Raw genomic sequence first — 22412 nt, 5'->3', positions numbered from 1 at the left:
AAGCAAGTTTTCAAAAAAATTTTAAATTATTCCGTCGCTTACGTTCCGGCCCCCGTTGCGGCGGGTTATTCGGCAGGCGGAACGTAACCTTCGGCCTGGGCGTATTCCTCGCCGGAGAAGTACTTGTCCATTTCACCCTGGATGAATTTGCGGTCGTCGGCGTTCATCATGTTCAGGCGCTTTTCGTTGATCAGCAGGGTCTGGTGCTTCTGCCAGTCGGCCCAGGCCTTGGCCGAGACGTGCTCGAAGATGTCCTGGCCCTTGGGGCCCGGGTACGGAGGACGCTCCAGGCCTTCGAGCTGTTCTTTGTATTTGCGGCACATTACGGTACGGGTCATGGCGACACTCCTGCATTCAATACGGCGGCCGCGCGTTCGAGCAAGGTCTTGACCGGGGCGGCGAGGCCCAGGCGCGGCGGGGTGGCGAGGTTATACCAGAGCCAGTCGGCCTCGGCCACGTGATGGCCGGTCTCTTGGACCTGCACCAGCCAGGGTTCGATGGACAGCTGAAAGTGGCTGAAGGTGTGGACGAGGCCGGGCAGCGCCTGCTGTTCGCCGAGCGCCAGCGAATGCTGGTCGGCCAGGTGCTGCAGGTCGTCGAGGCCGTCGAGCTCCGGCAGGCTCCACAGGCCGCCCCACAGCCCGGTGGACGGACGGCGGTAAAGCAGAATCGCGCCCTCGCCGTTGCTCAGCATCGGCATCAGCGTGCGCTTCTGCGGGATCGCCTTGCGCGGCTTGGGGATCGGGTAGCGGGTCTCAAGGCCCAGCATGTGCGCTTCGCAGCCTTTCTCCAGCGGACACAGCAGGCAGCTCGGCTTGCTGCGGGTGCACAGGGTGGCGCCCAGGTCCATCATCGCCTGGGTGTAGGCGTTGACCCGATCCTGGGGCGTGAAGCGCTCGGCGGCGGCCCACAGCTGTTTGGCCACCTTCGGCTCGCCCGGATAGCCTTCCTGGGCGGTGAAGCGCGCCAGCACCCGTTTGACGTTGCCGTCGAGGATCGGCGCGCGCAGGCCCATGCTGATGCTGGCGATCGCCCCGGCGGTGGACAGGCCGATGCCCGGCAGCTCCGTGAGCTTTTCCACATCCCGCGGGAATTCGCCGCCGTACTGGCTGACGACGATCTTCGCGGTCTTCTGCAGGTTGCGGGCGCGGGTGTAGTAGCCCAGGCCCGTCCACAGGTGCAGCACTTCGTCCTCCGGCGCCTCGGCCAGCGCCTGCACCGTGGGCAGCGCGGCCATGAAGCGGTCGAAGTAGTTGAGCACGGTGCTGACCTGGGTCTGCTGCAGCATGATTTCCGACACCCATACCCGGTACGGGTTGATGCCCTGCTGCCAAGGCAGGTCGTGGCGGCCGTGGCGGTCGTACCAGTCCAGCACCGCCGTTGAAAACTGCTCCGCTCTCATCGCTTGAACAGCCCCTTCAATGCGTTCTTCAGTTCAGGGCTGACCTTGTCGCCCAGTTTTTCGTCGATCTTCTCGCTGATCCGGTCGCCGGCCAGTTTGCTGGCGACCTGGCCCAGCCGTTCGTTGTCCACCCGGCAAGCCTTGGCGCCCAGCTCCAGCGGCCCGCGGCAACGCAGCGGCCATTCGACGCCGACGAACTTCTCGCCGACCTGGCAGGCCGGATCCGGCATGGCGCTGGTGTCGCCCTCGACGATGATGCCCACGCGGTAGTCCATGCCCAGCACCCGCAGATCCACGTCGCCGTCACCGTTGACGGTCATGCCGGGGATGCGCACCTTCAGGTCCGGGTTGCTGGCCAGACCGTTACGGAAGGTCAGGTTGCCCTTGAGCTCCTGGAACGGGGTGTCCTTGCCCCGCGGCTCGCCGCTGAGGGTCTTGCGGTTGAGGGTGGCGATGCCCTTGCACAGTTGCTGTTCCAGGTTGGCGTTGAGCAGCACGCCGTTGTTGATCACGAACCCGGCGTTGCCGTTGAGGGTCTCGACCAGGGCCTGCTGACTGTTGCCGCTGGCGGTGAAATTGCCGGTGAGGTTGACCAGCCCTTTGACCGGCGGGTTCTTGCCCTGGCTTTCGAGGATCTTCTCCACCGGGACGCGGTTGATCCGGGTCTGCAGGTTCAGCACCGGCGCGCTCGGGCGCACGTCGAGGGTGCCCTTGGCTTCGAAGTCGCCGTTGAACAGCTCGCCGCGCAGGTTCTCCAGGGTGAGCAGGCCGCCCTGGCCGGTGGCCTTGAGCGCGGCGTTCTGGATCGGCAGCTTGTCCAGGGTCAGTTGGCCGAAGGTCAGGTCGGCGTCCACGTCAAGTTTGCCCAGGCGCTCCACCGGGAACAGGCGCTCGGCGCTCCAGGCGCTCTTGCTCGGTTTTTCCGGCAGCGGCGTGGAGCCGGCGCCGGCCATGGCGTCGGCCTCGGTGCTGGCGACTTCGGCCTGGCGCACTTGGGCGGCGCTGCTGGCCTGGGCGGACTTGGGCGGCAGGTAGCGGTCGACGTTGAATGTGTCGGCCTTGAGGATCGCCCGCAGCGATTGCTTGGCGAAATCCTCGACGGCGATGCGGCCGCTGAAGCTGCTGTCGTCGAGCTTCAGGTTGATGTTGTCGAACGCCGCGCTGGTCGGCGTGGCCGAGACGCGGCTGACCAGCTCGACCTTGCTCAGGCTGCCTTCGGCCATGGCCGGCAGGGTTTGGCCGATGCTGTCGACGAACTTCGCCAGGTCGAACTGGGCGATGGAGATGCCGCCGCTGATCTGCGGCGTCTTGTCGAGGTCGTTGGCTTTGAGCTCGCCCAAGGCGCGCAACTGGTTCACGGAGATCTTGATGCCGGTCCATTCGGCGACGTTCGCGGCCTTGTCCAGCAGCATCTGGCCTTGGGCGGCGAAGGTGACGGTCTTGCCCTGCAGCGGGTCGCCGGCCAGCTCACCGCTCAGCTTCAGGTCTTCGAACTTGTAGCGTTGCAGCGCGCGCTCGAAGCGCAGTTCGCCGTTGAGTTCGGTGCGCACGCGCAGCACCGGCTGGTTGGTGCCGAGGAACGCGGTGGCCTTCACCGGAATGTTGGTCGAATCGTGCACTGCGCCGGTGCTCAACTGGATGCTTTCGGCGCTGAACTGCTTGCCGGTCTGCTCGTCGTTGTATTCGACGCGGGCGTTGTTGACGGTGAGGCTGTCGATGTCGAGGCGGATCGGCTGCGCCGGCTTTTCCGGCTGGGCCGGCGCTTCGGCGGCGGTCGTGCCTGGCGCAGGCGGCGGGGTGCTGCCGGCGGGCGCCGGCACCTTACCGATGTCTTCCCAGTTGCCGTGGCCGGTCTTGTCGCGGCTCAGGCGCAGGTTCAGGCCTTCGACGCGCACGTCGCTCATCTGCACCTCGCGGCGCAGCAGCGGCAGCACGCGCACGGACAGGCCGAGCATCTGCAGGTCGGCGAACGGTTCGGCAGGCTTGGCCAGGGTCGCGACGCTGGCCTCGTGCAGTTCCAGGCCGAGCCACGGGAACAGGCTCCAGCCGATGTCGCCGTTGAGCGTCAGCTCGATGTGGGCCTTGTCGCGGGCAATCTGGCGGATTTCGTCCTTGTAGTCGTTGGGATCGAAGAAGTGGGTCAGGGCAAAGCCTGCCGCCACGATGATCAGCAACAGACCCAGAAGCACCAGACCCAGGATTTTGCCGAACGCTTTCATGGGCGAGTCCTTGTGTTAGTCGAATTCGTAATTTAGCCGGGGAGTATAGCGCCGCATGCCCTCCGGCTGGTGTGGCTTCACGCGGGCAGCACGTCCAGCGGCAGGTGCAGCTTGGCCGCCAGCGCCTGGGCCTCGAGATGGCCGGCCGGTGCCTGCAGGCGCAATTGGGCCCCCGCTTGCGACGCCATTTTCCGCGCTTCGTTCACCAACCGCTCGGCAACGCCACGACGGCGGGTGACTTTTCTGACGCACAAATGGGACAAGTACCAGACGCTGCCCTGGGGTCGCAGACGTGCCGCGCCCAGCAGGCGGTCATTGAAGCGCCCGGCGATGAGCGTGCCGTCGGCCAGGGCCTCTTCGGTCAATTGCAAAGCCCCGGAAAACGGCGCGAACAGCCACGGCGGCGCATCGCGGTAGATCTTCTCTAAATCCTCCCGATCGCGGGAATCGGCGGCGTTCAGCGCTTGGACAATGATCGGCATGGGGTTTTCCTGAGTGATACGAGATCAGATGACGTGAAAAAGGTGATGTCAGTTTGGTTTTTCTGTCACCTGCAAATGGTAACCTTCGCCCGTTCGTCCGTCCTTCTGCGACTTAACGTCGCGCCATCAAGGAGCTTCACCCCAAAACAACGGTCATGCCTGCGTGCATCAAGGCCGAGGGTGAGCAGTGGCTGGCGAACCATTCTAATAATTGGGGGATACACAATGAGCACGAGCATCACGGCGGACGGCCTTCGCGCCGCCGAGCCCGCGTTCCTGTCCAAGGAACGCATCATCGCCAAGCCCGGCTTCAACCGCTGGCTGGTTCCACCGGCCGCGCTGGCCATCCACCTGTGCATCGGCATGGCCTACGGTTTCTCGGTGTTCTGGCTGCCGCTGTCCAAGGCGCTGGGCATCACCGCGCCGGTGGCCTGCGCACCGGACATGAGCTTCATCGCACAGGTCTTCTCTTCGCAATGCGACTGGCCGATCTCCATGCTCGGCTGGATCTACACCCTGTTCTTCATCTTCCTCGGCTGCTCGGCGGCGATCTGGGGCGGCTGGCTCGAACACGCAGGCCCCCGCAAGGCCGGCGTGGTGTCGGCGCTGTGCTGGTGCGGCGGTCTGCTGATCTCTGCGCTGGGCATCTACACCCACCAGATCTGGCTGATGTGGATCGGTTCGGGCGTGATCGGCGGCATCGGTCTGGGCCTGGGCTACATCTCGCCCGTCTCGACCCTGATCAAGTGGTTCCCGGACAAGCGCGGCATGGCCACCGGCATGGCGATCATGGGCTTCGGCGGCGGCGCGATGGTCGGCGCTCCTCTGGCGACCGCGCTGATGAGCCACTTCGCTTCGCCGCAAGGCGTGGGCGTCTGGCAGAGCTTCGTGGCAATGGCCGCGATCTACTTCGTGTTCATGATCGGCGGTGCCCTGGCCTACCGCGTTCCGCCGACCGGCTGGAAGCCTGAAGGCTGGACCGCGCCGGCGAAGAAAGCGTCGAACGCGATGATCACCCACCGTCACGTGCACGTGAACGTGGCCTGGAAAACCCCGCAGTTCCGCCTGGTGTGGCTGGTGCTGTGCCTGAACGTCTCCGCCGGCATCGGCATCCTCGGCATGGCTTCGCCGCTGCTGCAGGAAGTGTTCGGCGGCAAGCTTTTGGGCAACGACCTGCCGTTCGGCCAGCTCGACGCCTCGCAACTGGCTTCGATCGCCGCGATCGCCGCCGGCTTCACCGGGCTGCTGAGCCTGTTCAACATCGGTGGCCGGTTCTTCTGGGCCTCGTTCTCGGACTACCTGGGCCGCAAGAATACCTATTTCGTGTTCTTCGCCCTGGGCTTTGCCCTGTACGCGCTGATCCCGAACCTCGGCCACTTGGGCAACGTCGCGCTGTTCGTGGCGGCGTTCTGCATCATCCTGTCGATGTACGGCGGCGGCTTCGCCACCGTTCCGGCCTACCTGGCCGACCTGTTCGGCACGCAGATGGTCGGCGCGATCCACGGTCGCCTGCTGACCGCCTGGGCCGCTGCCGGCGTGCTCGGCCCGGTGCTGGTGAACTATCTGCGCGAGTACCAGCTGAGCATCGGCGTCGAGCGCGCCGCCGCCTACGACATCACCCTGTACATCCTCGCCGGCCTGCTGGTGCTGGGCTTCCTGTGCAACCTGCTGGTGCGTCCGGTGGCCGACAAGTACTTCATGACCGACGCCGAACTGGCCGCCGAACAGGCGCTGGGCCACGACAAGGGCGCCGACGCCACCACCGTGCTTGAGTGGAAAGCCGCGCCGGGCAGCAAGCCGCTGGCGATCGCCGCGTGGCTGGCGGTGGGCATTCCGCTGGCGTGGGGCGTGTGGGTGACCCTGCAGAAGACGGCGGTGCTGTTCCACTAAGCGCCGTATCCACCGGGCGGGCGCGGGCTCTTGTGGCGAAGAGTCCGCGTCCGCTTCGGCCGCAGACCGTTTGGGGCCGCTGCGCACCCCGGCGGGAGCAAGCTCCCTCGCCACGCCGACCTGTCCCGCATCCGCAATGGCTTGTATGGACATGTCTACCCGCGACAGCCGGGCGTCCTGTCCGTCAGTCATCTCACCTCCTGTGTTTCTGTTTCCCGCCCGCGCCCCTATAATGGCTGCCTTTTTCGCCCAATGATTTTGCGGAGCTGGTGATGGCCGAACGTAAGGCGTCTGTCGAGCGCGACACTCTGGAAACCCAGATCAAAGCCTCGATCAACCTTGATGGCACCGGAAAGGCCCGATTCGATATCGGCGTGCCTTTTCTTGAGCACATGCTGGATCAGATCGCCCGTCACGGGTTGATCGACCTCGACATCGAGTGCAAGGGCGACCTGCATATCGACGACCACCACACCGTCGAAGACGTCGGCATCACCCTCGGCCAGGCGTTCACCCAGGCCATCGGCGACAAGAAAGGCATCCGCCGCTACGGCCACGCCTACGTGCCGCTCGACGAAGCGCTGTCGCGCGTGGTGATCGACTTCTCCGGCCGTCCGGGCCTGCAGATGCACGTGCCGTACACCCGCGCCACCGTCGGCGGCTTCGACGTCGACCTGTTCCAGGAATTCTTCCAGGGCTTCGTCAACCACGCCAACGTCACCCTGCACATCGACAACCTGCGCGGGCACAACACCCACCACCAGATCGAGACCGTGTTCAAGGCCTTCGGCCGCGCGCTGCGCATGGCCGTGGAACTGGACGACCGCATGGCCGGGCAGATGCCATCGACCAAGGGCGTGCTGTAATGCAGACAGTGGCGGTTATCGATTACGGCATGGGCAACCTGCACTCGGTGGCCAAGGCCCTCGAGCACGTCGGCGCCGGCAAGGTGCTGATCACCAGCGATGCGGACGTGATCCGCGAAGCCGACCGGGTGGTGTTTCCCGGCGTCGGCGCGATCCGCGACTGCATGGCGGAGATCCGTCGCCTGGGGTTCGATTCGCTGGTGCGCGAGGTCAGCCAGGACCGTCCGTTCCTCGGCATCTGCGTCGGCATGCAGGCCTTGCTCGACACCAGCGAAGAGAACGACGGCGTCGACTGCATCGGCCTGTTCCCGGGCGCGGTGAAGTTCTTCGGCAAGGACCTGCATGAGGACGGCGAGCACCTGAAGGTGCCGCACATGGGCTGGAACGAAGTGAAGCAGTCGGTGGACCACCCGCTGTGGCACAACATTCCGGACCTGGCGCGGTTCTACTTCGTGCACAGCTACTACATCGCCGCCGGCAACGCGCGGCAGGTGGTGGGCAGCGGCCATTACGGCGTCGATTTCGCGGCGGCGCTGGCCGAAGGCTCGCGCTTCGCCGTGCAGTTCCACCCGGAGAAGAGCCATACCCACGGCCTGCAATTGCTGCAGAACTTCGCGGCGTGGGACGGTCGCTGGTAAATGGCCGTCAAGAAGAAGCCGCCGATCCTCACCCTCACGCCCGAACAGGAGAGTGAGGCCAGCCGCAAGATCCAGCGGTTCATGGAGGACCGTTTCGAACTGGACCTGGGTTCGTTCGAGGCGGCGGAGATTCTTGACCTGTTTACCCGTGAAATCGCACCGCACTATTACAACAGGGCGATCTTCGATGTGCAGACCCACCTCAAGGAGCGGTTTGAAAGCATCGAAAGCGACCTGTGGGCGCTCGAGAAAAACTGATTCCCGAGCCAAGCTGAACATTCAAATCTGAAGGTTTGCCAGATGCTGATTATTCCCGCTATCGATCTTAAAGACGGTGCCTGCGTACGTCTGCGCCAGGGCCGCATGGAAGATTCCACGGTGTTCTCCGATGACCCGGTGAGCATGGCTGCCAAGTGGGTGGAGGGCGGCTGCCGCCGTCTGCATCTGGTCGACCTGAACGGCGCCTTCGAAGGCCAGCCGGTCAACGGCGAAGTGGTCACCGCCATCGCCAAACGCTACCCGAACCTGCCGATCCAGATCGGCGGCGGCATCCGCTCCCTGGAAACCATCGAGCACTACGTCAAGGCCGGCGTGAGCTACGTGATCATCGGCACCAAGGCCGTGAAGGAGCCTGAGTTCGTCGCCGAGGCCTGCCGTGCGTTTCCGGGCAAGGTGATCGTCGGCCTCGACGCCAAGGACGGCTTCGTCGCCACCGACGGCTGGGCCGAAGTCAGCAGCGTGCAGGTGATCGACCTGGCCAAGCGTTTCGAAGCCGACGGCGTGTCCGCCATCGTCTACACCGACATCGCCAAAGACGGCATGATGCAGGGCTGCAACGTGCCGTTCACCGCCGCCTTGGCAGCAGCCACGAAGATCCCGGTGATCGCCTCCGGCGGCATCCACAACCTGGGTGACATCAAGTCGCTGCTCGACGCGAAAGCGCCGGGCATCATCGGCGCCATCACCGGCCGGGCGATCTACGAAGGCACCCTCGACGTCGCAGAGGCCCAGGCCTTCTGCGATTCGTACAAAGGCTGAGGACTGACCATGGCGCTGGCCAAACGCATCATCCCTTGCCTGGACGTGGACAACGGCCGGGTGGTCAAGGGCGTGAAGTTCGAAAACATCCGTGACGCCGGCGACCCGGTGGAGATCGCCCGCCGCTACGACGAGCAGGGCGCGGACGAGATCACCTTCCTCGACATCACCGCCAGCGTCGACGGCCGTGACACCACGCTGCACACCGTCGAGCGCATGGCCAGCCAGGTGTTCATCCCGCTGACCGTGGGCGGCGGCGTGCGCACCGTGCAGGACATCCGCAACCTGCTCAACGCCGGCGCCGACAAGGTGTCGATCAACACCGCGGCGGTGTTCAACCCGGAATTCGTCGGCGAAGCGGCCGAGCACTTCGGCTCGCAGTGCATCGTCGTCGCCATCGACGCCAAGAAGGTGTCCGGCCCGGGCGAGGCCCCGCGCTGGGAGATCTTCACCCACGGCGGCCGCAAGCCGACCGGCCTCGACGCGGTCGAGTGGGCGAAGAAGATGGAAGGCCTGGGGGCCGGCGAGATCCTGCTGACCAGCATGGACCAGGACGGCATGAAGAACGGCTTCGACCTGGGCGTGACCCGTGCCATCAGCGATGCCCTGAACATCCCGGTGATCGCCTCCGGCGGCGTCGGCAACCTGCAGCACCTGGCCGACGGCATCCTCGAAGGCCACGCCAGCGCGGTGCTGGCGGCGAGCATCTTCCACTTCGGCGAATACACCGTGCAGGAAGCCAAGGCCTACATGGCCCATCGCGGCATCGTGATGCGCTAAGCCGTACAGGCCAGTGGACAGCATGGCGTGCTCAGGGCACTCTTGAACACGCCATGGATTCCGGTAGCCCGACATGATCAAACGCCTGCTTCTCGTCCTCGCCAGCGCTTCGGTGTTGCTGTTCAACACGGCCCGGGCCGAGGACAGTCCCGACACCGGTCTGGTGCTCCTCACCGAAAACTTCCCGCCGTACAACATGGCGAAGAACGGCAAGAACTTCGCCCAGGACGAGAACATCGACGGCATCGCCACGGACATCGTGCGCGAGATGTTCAAGCGGGCCGGCCTCACCTACAGCCTGACCCTGCGCTTCCCCTGGGAGCGGGTCTACAAGCTGGCGCTGGAGAATCCCGGTTACGGTGCGTTCGTGATGGCGCGGCTGCCTGACCGCGAACGGCTGTTCAAATGGGTCGGCCCCATCGGCCCGGACGACTGGATCATGCTGGCCCGGGCTGACAGCAAGATCACCCTCGAAACCCTGAACGACGCGCGCAAGTACAAGATCGGCGCCTACAAAGGCGATGCGATCGCGGAGACCCTGACCAAGCAAGGCCTGAAGCCGACCGTGGTGCTGCGCGATCAGGACAACGCGAAGAAACTGGTGAACGGCCAGATCGACCTGTGGGCCACCGGCGACCCTGCCGGGCGCTACCTGGCCCGCCAGGACGGCGTGACCGGCCTCAAGACCGTGCTGCGCTTCAACAGCGCCCAGCTGTACCTGGCGCTGAACAAGGAAGTGCCGGACGAAACGGTCGCCCGGCTCCAGGCCGCCCTGGATCAGATGCGCAAGGACGGCGTGGTCGACGAGATCATGGGACGGTATCTGTAACGTCCGTCACGTCCGTAACATCTGCCGGCGAGGGCTGTTCGGTGGCCGGCTTGTCCGCCGGAGCAGGAGCCGGCGTAGGAACCGGCGACGGGATCGGAGGGCAGACGAACACCGTCTCTTGCGGCGAGTGTTCGCAGAGGTGCAAGCGGTTGCCATCGGTGTAGCTGACGGTGTCGGTCACCGGCGTGCCGTCTTCGCGCAGCAGCGTGAAGTTGCTCTGCACCAGGTAGACCGCGATGGATTTCTGCCCGGCGGCGAGCGTGATGACATCAAGGGGACGGTCATTGGGCCACTCGTTCGCTTGCGCGCCGCACTGGACGAAGTCTTCGTCCAGCCTCGCCGAAAACCGCAAAGGTGCCGGCTCCGCCGTCGGCCATTGGCGGCCGAACTCAACCGTCGTCAGTTCCGCGAATGCTCGCAGGTGCTCGGCCCTTTGCGCGCGGGGCGCGGTCCATCTGAACGTCCTGCCTTGGCTTTCCGTGTTGTGGCCATAGCCGATGAGCATGTACTGGTCCGTCCTTTCCAGTCGGTAGCTTGGCGAGCGGCGCAGCTGTTCGAGGGGCGACAGCAAGGGATCCTTGACCGTGAACCAGGGCAGCCTGGCCGTGTGGGTGAGCTTGGCCGGCTCCACCGGCGGGGCCGGCGGCTCTCCGGTCAGTTGGGGCGCTGTCGGCTGGGGGCTGACCTGAAGCGGAACCGGCAGGCGCAACGAATAGGCCACGCTGCCCAGCTCCGGCCGGTCGTAGCTGCCGTCGGCGGCAAAGGTGCCGGGCGCCAGGTGGATCTCCCCGGACGGGGCATGGGGCGGCGTGATGCGCCAGGCGCTGAATTTGTGCCTGGAGCCGCTGCCCTTGTCGTTCCAGATCAGCTCGTCGACCCGCGATGCGATCACCAGGTCGGCCCGCACGCAGCGGACGGCGTTGAGCGAAGGCTTTTCGTGATCGTTGGTGCACACCGATCCCAGCGCGACGTAGCCTTGCGCAGGAATCGGGCGCCACAGCGCGCCGTCTATCTTCGATTTCGTGCCCTTGTCGTTCCAGATCAGCTCGTAGTCCACAGGCTGGCTCAGTGCGTTGGCTTGAGCCGGATCCTTGGTGTGCGCATTCGCTTCGCAGACCACGGCCACTACGCGTTTGCCGTTGATGTTGTCGAAGTCAGTGGCGACCACATCGCCCAGCGGAAAATAGCCGGGCAGCAGGTCCGGGGCCGGCGCAGGGCGCCAGAAGGCGGCGGGTTTGGCCCGTGAGCCCCGGGTGTCCCAGACCCGGTAGAACTCGGTCGCGAAGTTGATCAGCAGGTTGTCGAATCGCAGGGGTTGCATTGGCCGGGTCGGCAATGCGGTGTCTTCGTGTGTGTTCATGAAAGGTCCTGATGGTGAAAGGCGACCCAAGGGGGCCGCGGCCTGTTGCAGGCTTCACTATCGGGAATCGCGGGGGACGTCTGGCGGTAGCCGGGTATCGCGCGGGCAAGACGGTTCAGCGGTAGACGCCGTCCTTGCCGTGGGCCGCCGTGGCGCGGTTGCCGCGCACGCTGATCATCTGGCGGATGTCGATCCACTCGATGCCCTGGGCTTTGAGCTTGGGCAGTTCGCGCTCCAGCACGGCCAGGGTCTGGGGATACGGATGGCCGATCATCACCGCCGAGCCCTGTTTGCGCGCCAGGCTGATCGCCGTCTGCAACTGGGTGAAGATGGCGGCCTCGGTGCGTTCGTCATCGAGGAACACATCCCGCGAGACGCTGGCCAGGCCGATCTTCTGCGCCTGCTGCGCCGCCACGGTCTGGGCGCTGGTGCGGCTGTCGACGAAGAACTTGTGGCGGCGCTGCAATTCCTCCATCAGCCACGCCATGGCCGCCGGCTGCGCGGTCATGCGGCTGCCCATGTGGTTGTTGATGCCGGCGGTGTAGGGCACCTGCCGGAAGGCGGCGTCGAGGCGCCGGGCCAGTTCTTCGACAGGCAGTTCGGGGTGCCAGGCGAACGGCCCGGTGGCCGGATCCATGGGCATGTGCAGGATCACGGTCTTGCCGGCGCGGTGGGCTTCGCGGGCGAATTCGGTGGCGTGCGGGGTGTCCGGCATGATCGCCGCCGTCACGGGGCCGGGCAGGGCGAGGACGCGGCGATCCCGGGGCAGGCTCTGCCCCAGGTCGTCGATGATCAGGCTCAGGTAGGCCTTGTGGGGCACCGGTCCGGCAGACTCCGCGTGAGCGGCGCCCGCCAGGCAGCACAACAGGACGAGGATGAAGCGCAGACCCATCCTCAACGGCCGGAGGTGATGCTCAGCCCTTTGAGCAGGCTCAGGGCCTGGGCCAACTGGTAATCGTCATCCTGCGGCATCGCCTTGGCCTTGCCGCCGGAACCGCTCGGACGGTCGGCGCCGCCGTTGCCGTTGCCCAAGTGGCCCTGCAGGTCGGCTTCCTTGAAGTAGTCGCCGTCGGCCTCGTTGGTGATCTTGGCCTTGCGCACTTCGATGTCCGGCACGATGCCCTGGGCCTGGATCGAGCGGCCGTTGGGGGTGAAGTACAGCGCGGTGGTGATCTTCAGCGCCCGGTCGTTGTTCAGCGGCAGCACGGTCTGCACCGAGCCCTTGCCGAAACTGGTGGTGCCCATGACCACGGCGCGCTTCTGGTCCTGCAGGGCGCCGGCGACGATCTCCGAGGCCGAGGCGCTGCCGCCGTTGATCAGCACCACCATCGGCACCGCTTCGCTTTCGTCCTTGCCGGTGGCGGAGAAGCGCAGCTCGGAGTTGGCGATCCGACCCTTGGTGTAGACGATCAGGCCCTTGGTGATGAAGTGGTCGACCACTTCCACCGCCGCCTGCAGCACGCCGCCCGGGTTGTTGCGCAGGTCGAGGACGATGCCGTTGAGCTTCTTGCCGTTGTCCTTGCGCAGCTTGGCCAGGGCCTTGGAGACTTCCTCGCCGGTCTTGACCTGGAACTGGGTGATGCGGATGAGGCCGTAGCCGGATTCGAGCAGCTGCGCCTTGACGCTCTTGACCTGGATGACCGCGCGGGCCAGGGTCACGTCGAACGGCGTGCCGCCGTCGCGCACCAGGGTCAGGGTGATCTTCTGGCCGATCTTGCCGCGCATCTTGTCCACGGCTTCGGTCATGCTCTGGCCGCGGGTCGGCTGGCCGTTGATCTTGACGATGAAGTCGCCGGCCTGGATGCCGGCCTTGGACGCCGGGGTGTCGTCGATCGGCGACACGACCTTGATGAAGCCGTCTTCGGCGCCGACCTCGATGCCCAGGCCGCCGAATTCGCCGCTGGTGCTTTCCTGCAGTTCGGCGAAGTCTTCAGGCCCCAGATAGGCGGAATGCGGGTCGAGGTTGCTGAGCATGCCCTTGATCGCGTTCTCCAGCAGGGTCTTGTCGTCCACCGGCTCGACATAGGCGGCCTTGATCCGGTCCATGACCTCGGCGAAGGTGCGCAGCTCCTCCAGCGGCAGCGGTGCCTTGGCGGTGGCGGCGGTGCCTGCCGGAGCGACGGCCGGGGCCGGCTGGGCGGCGAACGCCAGGGGCGCGCCGATCACCAGGGCGATCGTCAGGGCCAGCGAGGTAAGGCGGGACAGATGCAGCATGTCGAACGGACTCCTGAATTAGGCGGCGCGCTTATCCTTGCGCGCGGCACCATTGCGCCGGATCACTGGGGTGACCCTGCTGACGAATTGCGAAATACAGCGCCGGCGTGTCCTGGCCGCCACTGTTGCCCACAGTGGAGATGGACTCGCCGGCCTTGACCACATCGCCCGCCGACTTGAGCAGCGTCTGGTTGTGGCCGTAAAGGCTCAGAAAACCGTTGCCGTGATCGAGGATCACCAGCAGGCCCGCACCCCGCAGCCAGTCGGCGAACACCACGCGTCCGCCGTGCACGGCATGCACCTGGCTGCCGGCGGAGGCGCTGATCATCACGCCGTCCCACTTGGTGCGGGCGTCGTCGCCGCGGGTTTCGCCGAAGCGCGCCAACAGTCGACCATCGACCGGCCACGGAAGTTTTCCCCGGGTGGCGGCAAACGGGCCGCCGAAAGTTTCGCCGCTGCTGGAGACCAACGCGCCGGGCGTCGGCCGGGCCGGCTTGCGCGGGGCATCGCTGTCGTCCGCCGCTGCCTGGGCCTCACGCAACCGCTTTTTTTCCGCTTCCTGCTGGGCGATCAGCGCTTTCTGCCGCGCTTCTTCTGCCTCTCGGGCCTGGCGGGCCAGGGTTTCCTCAATGGTTTTAAGGACTTTAGACAGGTCTGCCTGATCCTGCTCGCGGGCCGCGAGCTTCTGGTCCCGGGCCTTCACGTCGTCGTTGAGCTTGGCCAGGACCTGCTGGCGTTCCTTGCGCACCTTGTCGAGCTCGTCGCGCCGGGTGTCCAGGTCGCTCTTCTGCACCAGCAGCTGCGCTTGCTGCAGGCCGATGTCCTTTTCGACGTTGGCCAGCTGGCGCAGGGTTTCGTTGAAATTCTTCAGTTGCTCCAGGCGGGCCTGGCTCAGGTAGTCGTAATAGGTGAGGGTGCGGGCGAACTTCTCGGGGTTCTGCTGGTTGAGCAGCAGCTTGAGGTACTCCTGACGGCCGTTCTGGTAGGCCGCCCGGGCCTGGATGGCGATCAGTCGCTGCTGTTCAGTGCGCGCGCTCTGGAGTTTTTTTTTCTCCGCATCGAGCCGTTGCAGCTCGGATTCGCTTTTCTTCAGCTCTTTCTGCAGGGCGTCGACTTCTTTTTCGAGCTTGCCCATCTCGGTCTCGGTGCCCTTGAGCTCTTTCTGCACGCCGGACTTCTCTTCCTGGAGCTTGCCCAGCATTTTCTTCAGCTCGGCGATGTCCTGACGCGTGGCGTCCAACTGCTGTTGGGTTTGCGCGCGCTCGTCAGCGAAGGCCGGTTGGAGCAGGCAGGTCAGAGCGAGGGCGATCAGGAGGCGAAGCATAGGGGCGGGCGGCACCAGGGAAAGGGACGGCCTAGTATGCCCGCCCGACGCTGCAAAAAAAACGCCCAAATGGGGTTGTGTGATAACTGGAGCGGGCGTCCGGGCCGAATCCATTTCGAAAACTCCATGAACGGCTGTGGGAGCGGGCCGGCCCGCGATGGCGTCCGATCATTCAACATAGCTGTTGGCTGTCAGGTCGCCATTGCGGGCCAGCGCGCTCCCACAGGGTCTTGCGGTGTTCCGTGGCCGGGGTCAGACCAGGATCGAGGTGCCGGTCATTTCCGCCGGCTTCTCCAGGTTCAGCAGCTTGAGCATGGTCGGCGCCACGTCCGCCAGCACGCCGCCTTCGCGCACCTTGAGGTCACGCTTGCCGACATAGATGAACGGCACCGGCTCGGTGGTGTGGGCGGTGTGGGCCTGGCCGGTGGATTCGTCGGCCATCTGCTCGACGTTGCCGTGGTCGGCGGTGATCAGCGCCTCGCCGCCGACCTTCTCCAGGGCGTCGACGATGCGGCCGACGCAGGTGTCCAGGCATTCCACGGCCTTGACCGCCGCCTCGAACACGCCGCTGTGGCCGACCATGTCGCCGTTGGCGTAGTTGACCACGATCACGTCGTAGCGCTGCTGCTCGATGGCCTCGACGATGCGGTCGGTGACCTCCGGCGCGCTCATCTCAGGCTGCAGGTCGTAGGTGGCGACCTTCGGCGACGGGATCAGGATGCGTTCTTCGCCGGGGAACGGCTCTTCGCGGCCGCCGGAGAAGAAGAACGTCACGTGGGCGTACTTCTCGGTTTCGGCGATGCGCAGTTGGGTCTTGCCGTTTTTCGCCAGGTAGTCGCCCAGCACGTTGTCCAGGCTGCCGGGGGCGAAGGCCGACGGCGCAGGGATGCTGGCGGCGTATTGGGTCAACATCACGTAGCCGGCCAGTTTCGGCTGGCGGGCGCGGTCGAATTCCTTGAAGCCGTCTTCGACGAACACCCGGGACAGCTCGCGGGCGCGGTCGGCGCGGAAGTTCATGAACACCACAGCGTCGCCGTCCTCGACCTTCACCGGCTCGCCGATGGTGGTGGCCTTGACGAACTCGTCGCTCTCGCCGCGCTCGTAGGCGGCCTGCAGGCCTTCCTGGGCGGTGGCGGCGTGGAATTCGGCCTGGCCGTCGACGATCAGGTTGTAGGCGGCGGCCACGCGATCCCAGCGGTTGTCGCGGTCCATCGCGTAGTAGCGGCCGACGAGGCTGGCGATGCGGCCCTTGCCGAGGGCCTGGAAGGTCGCGTCGAGCAGTTCGATGGACGACTGGGCGCTCTTGGGCGGGGTGTCGCGGCCGTCGAGGAAGGCGTGCAGGTAGATCTTTTCGGCGCCGCGCTTGAAGGCAAGCTCAGCCATCGCCACCAGGTGGTCCTGATGGCTGTGCACGCCGCCGTCGGACAGCAGGCCCATGAAGTGCACGGCCTTGCCGGCGGCCACGGCCTTGTCCACGGCGGCGCAGATGACCGGGTTCTCGAAGAACTCGCCGTCGCGGATCGCCTTGGTCACACGGGTGAAGTCCTGGTACACCACGCGGCCGGCGCCCAGGTTCATGTGGCCGACTTCGGAGTTGCCCATCTGGCCGTCTGGCAGGCCGACGTCCATGCCGCTGCCCGAGATCAAGCCGTTCGGCACCGTGGCCCACAGGCGATCCAGCACAGGCTTCCTGGCCGCGTAGACGGCGTTGGACTCGGGGCTGTCGCTGTGACCGAAGCCGTCGAGAATCATCAGGACCAAAGGTTTGGGCGTGGTAGTCATGGAATCCACTCTGGCGAAAGTTAGAGGAAGCGATGAAAAAGGGAGTAGGAGTTTAAAGCCAAGTTCCGCCGGCGTCACCGCCGGACGGGGTTTGGCCCACCATACCGGCTGTGTATACTGGCCGACATTTTAATGCCCTGGAACCTCCTTCGATGGTTGCTCACCTGATTGAATTTGCCACTAACCACTACATTCTTGTCGGTATCTTCGTCGTACTGCTGGCATTGCTGGTCGCCCACACGATGCAGGGCGGCGGCAAGAGCCTGAGCACCGGCGAGCTGACCGCGCTGGTCAACAAGGAAGCGGGCGTGGTGGTGGATATCCGTCCGAGCAAGGAATACGCCGCCGGCCACATCGTCGGTGCCGTGAACATCCCCCAGGACAAGCTGGCCGCCCGCGTCGGCGAGCTGGAGAAGCACAAGGCCAAGACCATCATCCTGGTCGATGCCCTGGGCCAGACCGCCGGCACCCACGCCCGCGAACTGATGAAGGCCGGCTTCACCGCCGCCAAGCTGTCCGGCGGCATCTCCAGCTGGAAAGGCGACAACCTGCCGCTGGTGAAGTGACATGAGTGACGTCGTCGTCTATTCCAGCGATTACTGCCCCTACTGCTCGCGGGCCAAGCATTTGCTGGCGAGCAAAGGCGTGGCCTTCGATGAGATCAAGGTCGATGGCAAACCGCAGGTGCGCGCCGAGATGGCCCAGAAGGCGGGGCGCACGTCCGTGCCGCAGATCTGGATCGGCGGCAAGCACGTCGGCGGTTGCGACGATTTGTACGCCCTGGAGCGCGCCGGCAAGCTCGACGCGCTGCTCAAGGCCTGAACTGCTGCACGCTTCGCCGAAACAAGAACCCTAAAAGACCCGAGATCAGAAAGGATCTGAGATGACTGACCAACAGAACACTGCAGCCAGCGAAGAAGAAACCGCACCGCAATTCTCCCTGCAGCGCATCTATGTGCGCGACCTGTCCTTCGAGGCCCCGAAAAGCCCGGCGATCTTCCGCCAGCAGTGGGACCCGAGCGTCGCGCTGGATCTGAACACCCGCCAGAAGGCCCTGGAAGGCGACTTCTACGAAGTCGTGCTGACCCTGTCGGTGACCGTGAAGAACGGTGAGGAAGTGGCGTTCATCGCCGAAGTGCAGCAGGCCGGCATCTTCCTGATCAAGAACCTGGATGCGGGTTCGATGAGCCACACCCTGGGCGCGTTCTGCCCGAACATCCTGTTCCCGTACGCCCGCGAAGCCCTGGACAGCCTGGTGACCCGCGGTTCGTTCCCGGCCCTGATGCTGGCTCCGGTGAACTTCGACGCCCTGTACGCGCAGGAAGTGCAGCGCATGCAAGAAGCCGGCGAGGCTCCGACCGTTCAGTAAGCGGTCACGCAACACCCCTGTGGGAGCGGGCTTGCCTGCGAACGCGGTCTGTCAGAGGACATCGATGTCGCCTGACACGGCGCATTCGCGGGCAAGCCCGCTCCCACAATCGTTTTGAGGTGGACACAGAGGCTGTGTTCAGCCGAGCCCCTGTGGGAGCCAGCCTGCTGGCGATGGCGTCAGTGTCAGTTGAAGCCGTTCTGCCGCCACGCTTCGTAGACGGCCACCGCCACGGTGTTGGACAGGTTCAGGCTGCGGCAGCCTTCGCGCATCGGCAGGCGCAGGCGATGGCCGGCGGGCAGCGCGTCCAGCACTTCCGGCGGCAGGCCCCGGCTTTCCGGGCCGAACAGGAACGCGTCGCCCGGGGCGAACGCCACGTCGTGAAACGGCTGCGATCCCTTGGTGGTGAATGCGAACAGGCGGGGCTGGCCCAGGCTTTCCAGGCAACTGGCCAGGTCGGCATGGCGCTGCAGGGTGGCATACTCGTGGTAGTCGAGACCGGCGCGGCGCAGGCGCTTGTCGTCCATCTCGAAGCCCAGCGGTTCGATCAGATGCAGGTGGCAGCCGCTGTTGGCGCACAGCCTGATAACGTTGCCGGTGTTCGGCGGAATTTCCGGTTGGAAAAGGATGACGTGAAACATGCACGGCTCCGAAGGTAAAGATGACGCGCATTCTACGCCGCAAGCGGATCCGCGTTCGAAACTATTCCCGCGGGTGATGGGGTCGCTGGCGATCTTCGGCGTGATGGTCGGCCTGATGATCGGTCGCCTGACCACGCCGGACCCCAGCGTGCTGCAGCAGGTGGACGTGATCGACGGCGGTCTGGTGGTGTGGTTCAACAACGAGCCGAAACTGCACGGCGAAGTCGTCGATGGTTCGCTGGCGCTGCTGTTTGGCGCCGAGGGCAAACCGCAGAAGGGGCAACTCAAGCTCAACGGCAAGGACGTGAACTGGCGAACGCGCCTGAGCGACGGCGGCCTGCTGCTGACCTTGGTGGCGGCCCGGCCGCTGCAGGGCGACTGGGCCGCCAGCGAGGTCGATGACCGCTGGCGGCTGGAGATCCACTTGCGAGAGCAATAAAAGAGGGAATCCCCGGCCTGCCTGTACCAAGGTTCCCGAAAGGGGCGGGCCGGTCGCAAGGGCGACGGGCCCGGCGTAAAGAAGGAACCCCTGACCTGCCTGTATCAAGGGCCCCAAAGCGGCAGGATCCGACGCATGGGCGGTGCGGATCCGGATTAAAGAGGGGAATCCCCGGCCTGCCTGTACCAAGGTCCCCGAAACCGGGTGGGTGAATCGAATCACCTGAGAGGGTTAATGCAGGGCGCGTGCCAGGTTTTCTTCTCTTGAAACAAAATAATTGCGACAGAAGCTGAAAGCCCCGGAATCCGGGGCTTTTGCGTTTTCGGGGATGGAATTCCGGAGGTTGCCCGGCGCAAGGCAAGCGATTGGCCCTGCGCGGTTGCGGGTCAGGATGCATCGTTGCGGTGCACGCCGGGCTGAAAAGCATCGCGGGCAGTCTCGCTCCACAGGCGCATGCATTTCACCTGTGGGAGCGAGTCTGCCCGCGATTGGATTGATCGTGCAGCGAAGATCGTGAGGCTCGATCAGCCCTCATCCCCCTCGTCTTCATCCCCGCCGTCGACCTTCATCCCCAGCTCCTTGATCTTGCGCGTCAGGGTGTTGCGCCCCCAGCCCAGCAGGACGGCGGCATCGCGGCGGCGGCCGGCGGTGTGCTTGAGCGCGGTCTCGATCATGATCCGCTCGAACGCCGGCACGGCGCTGTCGAGCAGGCTCGACTGGCCCCGGGCCAGGGCCTGGTCCGCCCACTGGCGCAGGGCCTGCTCCCAGTTGGTCACCGGCGCCGAGTCCTGCGGCAGGCTCAGCAGTTCCGGCGGCAAGTCGCTGATGTGCACCTCGCGTCCGGAGGCCATCACGGTGATCCAGCGGCAGGTGTTCTCCAGTTGGCGCACGTTACCCGGCCACGGCAGGTTCTTGAGGTATTCCTCGGTTTCGTTCTTGAGCAGCTTCGGCTCCACCGCCAGTTCCTGCGCGGCGCGGCTGAGGAAGTGCCGGGCCAGGGTCGGGATGTCTTCGCGACGGTCCGACAGGCGCGGAATGTGGATGCGGATCACGTTGAGGCGGTGGAACAGGTCTTCGCGGAACTTGCCGGCGTGCACCAGGGTTTCCAGGTTCTGGTGGGTCGCGGCGATGATCCGCACGTCGACCTTGACCGGCACGTGGCCGCCGACGCGGTAGAACTCGCCGTCGGCCAGCACCCGCAGCAGGCGCGTCTGGGTGTCGGCCGGCATGTCACCGATCTCGTCGAGGAACAGCGTGCCGCCGTCGGCCTGCTCGAATCGCCCACGGCGCAGGTTGGCCGCGCCGGTGAACGCGCCTTTCTCGTGGCCGAACAGTTCGGACTCCATCAGGTCCTTGGGGATCGCCGCCATGTTCAGGGCGATGAACGGCGCGGTCGCGCGCGGGCTGTGGCGGTGCAGCGCGTGGGCCACCAGCTCCTTGCCGGTGCCGGATTCGCCGTTGATCAGCACGGTGATGTTGGAGTGGCTCAGGCGGCCGATGGCGCGGAACACCTCCTGCATCGCCGGCGCTTCGCCGATGATCTCCGGGGTGCGGGCCAGCGACGGCGCCGCTTCCAGGCCTTGCTGCTCCTGGGCGTGCTGGTTGGCGCGCTTGACCAGCGACACCGCTTCATCGACGTCGAACGGCTTGGGCAGGTATTCGAACGCGCCGCCCTGATAGGAGGCGACGGCGCTGTCCAGGTCCGAGTGGGCGGTCATGATGATGACCGGCAGGCGCGGGTGCTGCTCGCGGATCCGCGCCAGCAGGTCCAGGCCGCTGGCGCCGGGCATGCGGATGTCGGAAATGATCACGTCCGGCTGCTGGCGGGCCAGGCGGCTCATCACGCCGTCGGCGCTGTCGAAGCTCTGGGTGGTCATGCCTTCCTGTTGCAGGGCTTTTTCGAGGACCCAGCGGATAGAACGGTCGTCATCGACGATCCACACGGTTTCACTACGGCTCATGTCGATGTGGCTCCTTGTTCCAGTGGCAGAAAGATCGAGAACGTGGTGTGGCCGGGGTGGCTGTCGCACTCGATCAGGCCCTGGTGCTGGCTGATGATGTTCTGGGTGATGGCCAGGCCCAGCCCGGTGCCGTCCGGGCGGCCGCTGACCATGGGAAAGAAAAGGGTTTCCTGGAGTTCCGCCGGGATGCCGGGGCCGTTGTCGATGATCTCGATCTTGGTCACCAGGCGGTGGCGCACGTGGCCGATGGTGAACTGGCGCATGGTGCGGGTGCGCAGGGTGATGCGGCCCAGGCGCAGTTCGTTCTGGCTGCCGATGGCCTGCATGGCGTTGCGCACGATGTTCAGCACGGCCTGGATCATCTGTTCGCGGTCGATCAGGACGTCGGGAATGCTCGGGTCGTAGTCGCGCACCAGCGTGATGCAGCCCTGGCTTTCGGCCTCGACCAGCTGGCTGACCCGCTCCAGCACTTCGTGGACGTTGCACAGCGCCAGCGACGGCAGCTTGTTGGAGCCGAGCATGCGGTCCACCAGATTGCGCAGGCGGTCGGCCTCTTCGATGATCACGTTGGTGTAGTCGCGCAGGCTGTCTTCCGGCAGTTCGCGGGCCAGCAACTGGGCGGCGCCGCGGATGCCGCCGAGGGGGTTCTTGATCTCGTGGGCCAGGCCGCGCACCAGCATCTTGCTGGTTTCCTGCTTGGACAGCTGGGCCTCTTCCTTGGTGATCCGCAGCAGGCGGTCGCGGGGATGGACCTCCAGCAACAGCAGGGTCGTGCCGTTGCTCAGGATCGGCGTCACCGCGTAGTCCACCGTCAGGGTCTGGCCGGTGAGGGCGGTGAGCATCGCTTCGCGCTTGGTGAACGGATGCGCCTGCTCCACCGCCTGGCGCAGCGAGTTGAGCGCCTCGGTGGACTCGGTGAACAGCTCGCTGATGAACTGGCCATGGCTGCGCTGGCCGCTGGTGGCCAGCAGCATCTCCGCCGCCGGGTTCATGTACTCGAGGCGCAGTTCGTCGTCGAGCAGCAGCGTGGCGGTGGTCAGGTTGTCGAGCAACAAGCGATGCAGTGCGTCACTGATGGTCATGAGGACCTCTTTTGGAGCATGGCGCGCGCAGGGATAAAGCGCTGATGCGGGGAAAATGCAAAAACCAAACCAAGGCTCCGAAAAGAAGCGTCCGAC

At 65.4% G+C, this 22412-nt stretch carries 23 protein-coding genes; 11 read left to right on the top strand and 12 right to left on the bottom strand.

The window, feature by feature from the left end; genetic code table 11:
- Nucleotides 1-65: 65 nt before the first annotated feature.
- The 4 genes from CAG31_RS13540 to CAG31_RS13525 form a co-directional block, all read right to left on the bottom strand.
- Entirely contained in the window at nt 66-338 is a 273-nt protein-coding gene (locus tag CAG31_RS13540) for an oxidative damage protection protein (RefSeq protein WP_085581854.1), read from the bottom strand.
- Nucleotides 335-1402 (bottom strand): A/G-specific adenine glycosylase, encoded by a 1068-nt coding sequence (gene mutY, locus CAG31_RS13535; RefSeq protein ID WP_085581852.1) that lies wholly within the window; start codon nt 1400-1402, stop codon nt 335-337. The genes CAG31_RS13540 and mutY overlap by 4 nt, the downstream gene beginning before the upstream one ends.
- The gene (locus CAG31_RS13530) at nt 1399-3621 is read right to left on the bottom strand and encodes an AsmA family protein (RefSeq protein WP_085581850.1); all 2223 of its coding nucleotides are present in this window, start codon (nt 3619-3621) and stop codon (nt 1399-1401) included. The genes mutY and CAG31_RS13530 overlap by 4 nt, the downstream gene beginning before the upstream one ends.
- 77 nt (nt 3622-3698) lie before the next feature.
- Complete coding sequence (locus CAG31_RS13525) at nt 3699-4103, bottom strand: acetyl-CoA sensor PanZ family protein (RefSeq protein ID WP_085581849.1); 405 nt, start codon at nt 4101-4103, stop codon at nt 3699-3701.
- A gap of 225 nt (nt 4104-4328) precedes the next feature.
- Between CAG31_RS13525 and CAG31_RS13520 the strand changes: the two genes are divergently transcribed.
- The 7 genes from CAG31_RS13520 (at nt 4329) to CAG31_RS13490 (ending at nt 10144) form a co-directional block, all read left to right on the top strand.
- Nucleotides 4329-5993: an OFA family MFS transporter gene (locus CAG31_RS13520; protein WP_085581848.1), complete on the top strand. Its 1665-nt coding sequence runs from the start codon at nt 4329-4331 to the stop codon at nt 5991-5993.
- A gap of 272 nt (nt 5994-6265) precedes the next feature.
- Nucleotides 6266-6859 (top strand): imidazoleglycerol-phosphate dehydratase HisB, encoded by a 594-nt coding sequence (gene hisB, locus CAG31_RS13515; protein ID WP_085581847.1) that lies wholly within the window; start codon nt 6266-6268, stop codon nt 6857-6859.
- A complete protein-coding gene (gene hisH / locus CAG31_RS13510; protein ID WP_085581846.1) occupies nt 6859-7497 on the top strand; it encodes an imidazole glycerol phosphate synthase subunit HisH in 639 nt (212 codons plus the stop codon). Before hisB ends, hisH begins: the two co-directional genes overlap by 1 nt.
- Nucleotides 7498-7755, top strand: coding sequence for a DUF2164 domain-containing protein (locus tag CAG31_RS13505; protein WP_085581832.1), 258 nt, complete (start codon nt 7498-7500; stop codon nt 7753-7755). It abuts the gene before it with no gap.
- A gap of 42 nt (nt 7756-7797) precedes the next feature.
- Complete coding sequence (gene hisA / locus CAG31_RS13500; RefSeq protein WP_085581830.1) at nt 7798-8535, top strand: 1-(5-phosphoribosyl)-5-[(5-phosphoribosylamino)methylideneamino]imidazole-4-carboxamide isomerase; 738 nt, start codon at nt 7798-7800, stop codon at nt 8533-8535.
- Between the two features lie 9 nt (nt 8536-8544).
- Nucleotides 8545-9315: an imidazole glycerol phosphate synthase subunit HisF gene (gene hisF, locus CAG31_RS13495; protein ID WP_085581828.1), complete on the top strand. Its 771-nt coding sequence runs from the start codon at nt 8545-8547 to the stop codon at nt 9313-9315.
- 73 nt (nt 9316-9388) lie between these two features.
- A complete protein-coding gene (locus tag CAG31_RS13490; protein ID WP_085581826.1) occupies nt 9389-10144 on the top strand; it encodes an ABC transporter substrate-binding protein in 756 nt (251 codons plus the stop codon).
- Here the strand turns inward: CAG31_RS13490 and CAG31_RS13485 are convergent.
- The 5 genes from CAG31_RS13485 to gpmI form a co-directional block, all read right to left on the bottom strand.
- Complete coding sequence (locus CAG31_RS13485; RefSeq protein ID WP_085581824.1) at nt 10125-11504, bottom strand: Vps62-related protein; 1380 nt, start codon at nt 11502-11504, stop codon at nt 10125-10127. The two genes, CAG31_RS13490 and CAG31_RS13485, sit on opposite strands and share 20 nt — an antisense overlap.
- Before the next feature lie 115 nt (nt 11505-11619).
- Nucleotides 11620-12396 carry a divergent polysaccharide deacetylase family protein gene (locus tag CAG31_RS13480; RefSeq protein WP_085581822.1) on the bottom strand — a complete coding sequence of 259 codons (777 nt, stop codon included), beginning with the start codon at nt 12394-12396 and terminating at the stop codon, nt 11620-11622.
- 2 nt (nt 12397-12398) lie between these two features.
- On the bottom strand, nt 12399-13718 hold the full coding sequence (locus CAG31_RS13475; RefSeq protein ID WP_085581819.1) for a S41 family peptidase: 1320 nt from the start codon (nt 13716-13718) through the stop codon (nt 12399-12401).
- A 31-nt stretch (nt 13719-13749) separates the two neighbouring features.
- The gene (locus CAG31_RS13470; RefSeq protein ID WP_085581817.1) at nt 13750-15042 is read right to left on the bottom strand and encodes a murein hydrolase activator EnvC; all 1293 of its coding nucleotides are present in this window, start codon (nt 15040-15042) and stop codon (nt 13750-13752) included.
- A gap of 252 nt (nt 15043-15294) precedes the next feature.
- Complete coding sequence (gene gpmI / locus CAG31_RS13465) at nt 15295-16824, bottom strand: 2,3-bisphosphoglycerate-independent phosphoglycerate mutase (protein WP_085581815.1); 1530 nt, start codon at nt 16822-16824, stop codon at nt 15295-15297.
- Between the two features lie 152 nt (nt 16825-16976).
- On the opposite strand from gpmI, the gene CAG31_RS13460 reads away from it, so the two are divergent.
- The 3 genes from CAG31_RS13460 (at nt 16977) to secB (ending at nt 18193) form a co-directional block, all read left to right on the top strand.
- Nucleotides 16977-17390: a rhodanese-like domain-containing protein gene (locus CAG31_RS13460; RefSeq protein WP_085581813.1), complete on the top strand. Its 414-nt coding sequence runs from the start codon at nt 16977-16979 to the stop codon at nt 17388-17390.
- A gap of 1 nt (nt 17391) precedes the next feature.
- Nucleotides 17392-17646, top strand: coding sequence for a glutaredoxin 3 (gene grxC, locus CAG31_RS13455; RefSeq protein ID WP_085581811.1), 255 nt, complete (start codon nt 17392-17394; stop codon nt 17644-17646).
- Between the two features lie 61 nt (nt 17647-17707).
- Nucleotides 17708-18193, top strand: a complete 486-nt coding sequence (secB, locus tag CAG31_RS13450) for a protein-export chaperone SecB (RefSeq protein ID WP_085581809.1) — start codon at nt 17708-17710, stop codon at nt 18191-18193.
- A 185-nt stretch (nt 18194-18378) separates the two neighbouring features.
- On the opposite strand, the gene CAG31_RS13445 is transcribed toward secB, so the two are convergent.
- A complete protein-coding gene (locus CAG31_RS13445) occupies nt 18379-18834 on the bottom strand; it encodes a tRNA (cytidine(34)-2'-O)-methyltransferase (RefSeq protein WP_085581807.1) in 456 nt (151 codons plus the stop codon).
- Here CAG31_RS13445 and CAG31_RS13440 point away from each other — a divergent pair.
- Entirely contained in the window at nt 18833-19273 is a 441-nt protein-coding gene (locus CAG31_RS13440; protein ID WP_085581805.1) for a hypothetical protein, read from the top strand. The two genes, CAG31_RS13445 and CAG31_RS13440, sit on opposite strands and share 2 nt — an antisense overlap.
- A gap of 524 nt (nt 19274-19797) precedes the next feature.
- On the opposite strand, the gene ntrC is transcribed toward CAG31_RS13440, so the two are convergent.
- Nucleotides 19798-21234, bottom strand: coding sequence for a nitrogen regulation protein NR(I) (gene ntrC / locus CAG31_RS13430; protein WP_085581804.1), 1437 nt, complete (start codon nt 21232-21234; stop codon nt 19798-19800).
- Complete coding sequence (glnL, locus tag CAG31_RS13425; RefSeq protein WP_085581802.1) at nt 21231-22316, bottom strand: nitrogen regulation protein NR(II); 1086 nt, start codon at nt 22314-22316, stop codon at nt 21231-21233. The genes ntrC and glnL overlap by 4 nt, the downstream gene beginning before the upstream one ends.
- Nucleotides 22317-22412 lie beyond the last annotated feature (96 nt).

Origin of the sequence: Pseudomonas sp. R25(2017) (genome assembly GCF_002112565.1) — a bacterium.
Lineage (GTDB): Bacteria > Pseudomonadota > Gammaproteobacteria > Pseudomonadales > Pseudomonadaceae > Aquipseudomonas > Aquipseudomonas ekonensis.
The sequence above is the reverse complement of the archived record's forward strand: the minus strand, read 5'-3'. Positions and strand labels throughout refer to the sequence as shown.

Excerpts from the sequence above, each read along its gene's own strand:
- CAG31_RS13530 (WP_085581850.1), bottom strand. The coding sequence starts at position 3,621 with ATGAAAGCGTTCGGCAAAATCCTGGGTCTGGTGCTTCTGGGTCTGTTG.
- CAG31_RS13520 (WP_085581848.1), top strand. The coding sequence starts at position 4,329 with ATGAGCACGAGCATCACGGCGGACGGCCTTCGCGCCGCCGAGCCCGCG.
- CAG31_RS13540 (WP_085581854.1), bottom strand. The coding sequence starts at position 338 with ATGACCCGTACCGTAATGTGCCGCAAATACAAAGAACAGCTCGAAGGC.
- glnL (WP_085581802.1), bottom strand. The coding sequence starts at position 22,316 with ATGACCATCAGTGACGCACTGCATCGCTTGTTGCTCGACAACCTGACC.
- secB (WP_085581809.1), top strand. The coding sequence starts at position 17,708 with ATGACTGACCAACAGAACACTGCAGCCAGCGAAGAAGAAACCGCACCG.
- CAG31_RS13475 (WP_085581819.1), bottom strand. The coding sequence starts at position 13,718 with ATGCTGCATCTGTCCCGCCTTACCTCGCTGGCCCTGACGATCGCCCTG.
- mutY (WP_085581852.1), bottom strand. The coding sequence starts at position 1,402 with ATGAGAGCGGAGCAGTTTTCAACGGCGGTGCTGGACTGGTACGACCGC.
- grxC (WP_085581811.1), top strand. The coding sequence starts at position 17,392 with ATGAGTGACGTCGTCGTCTATTCCAGCGATTACTGCCCCTACTGCTCG.
- CAG31_RS13505 (WP_085581832.1), top strand. The coding sequence starts at position 7,498 with ATGGCCGTCAAGAAGAAGCCGCCGATCCTCACCCTCACGCCCGAACAG.
- hisH (WP_085581846.1), top strand. The coding sequence starts at position 6,859 with ATGCAGACAGTGGCGGTTATCGATTACGGCATGGGCAACCTGCACTCG.
- CAG31_RS13480 (WP_085581822.1), bottom strand. The coding sequence starts at position 12,396 with ATGGGTCTGCGCTTCATCCTCGTCCTGTTGTGCTGCCTGGCGGGCGCC.
- gpmI (WP_085581815.1), bottom strand. The coding sequence starts at position 16,824 with ATGACTACCACGCCCAAACCTTTGGTCCTGATGATTCTCGACGGCTTC.
- CAG31_RS13445 (WP_085581807.1), bottom strand. The coding sequence starts at position 18,834 with ATGTTTCACGTCATCCTTTTCCAACCGGAAATTCCGCCGAACACCGGC.
- CAG31_RS13525 (WP_085581849.1), bottom strand. The coding sequence starts at position 4,103 with ATGCCGATCATTGTCCAAGCGCTGAACGCCGCCGATTCCCGCGATCGG.
- hisA (WP_085581830.1), top strand. The coding sequence starts at position 7,798 with ATGCTGATTATTCCCGCTATCGATCTTAAAGACGGTGCCTGCGTACGT.
- hisB (WP_085581847.1), top strand. The coding sequence starts at position 6,266 with ATGGCCGAACGTAAGGCGTCTGTCGAGCGCGACACTCTGGAAACCCAG.
- CAG31_RS13470 (WP_085581817.1), bottom strand. The coding sequence starts at position 15,042 with ATGCTTCGCCTCCTGATCGCCCTCGCTCTGACCTGCCTGCTCCAACCG.
- ntrC (WP_085581804.1), bottom strand. The coding sequence starts at position 21,234 with ATGAGCCGTAGTGAAACCGTGTGGATCGTCGATGACGACCGTTCTATC.
- CAG31_RS13460 (WP_085581813.1), top strand. The coding sequence starts at position 16,977 with ATGGTTGCTCACCTGATTGAATTTGCCACTAACCACTACATTCTTGTC.
- hisF (WP_085581828.1), top strand. The coding sequence starts at position 8,545 with ATGGCGCTGGCCAAACGCATCATCCCTTGCCTGGACGTGGACAACGGC.
- CAG31_RS13485 (WP_085581824.1), bottom strand. The coding sequence starts at position 11,504 with ATGAACACACACGAAGACACCGCATTGCCGACCCGGCCAATGCAACCC.
- CAG31_RS13490 (WP_085581826.1), top strand. The coding sequence starts at position 9,389 with ATGATCAAACGCCTGCTTCTCGTCCTCGCCAGCGCTTCGGTGTTGCTG.
- CAG31_RS13440 (WP_085581805.1), top strand. The coding sequence starts at position 18,833 with ATGCACGGCTCCGAAGGTAAAGATGACGCGCATTCTACGCCGCAAGCG.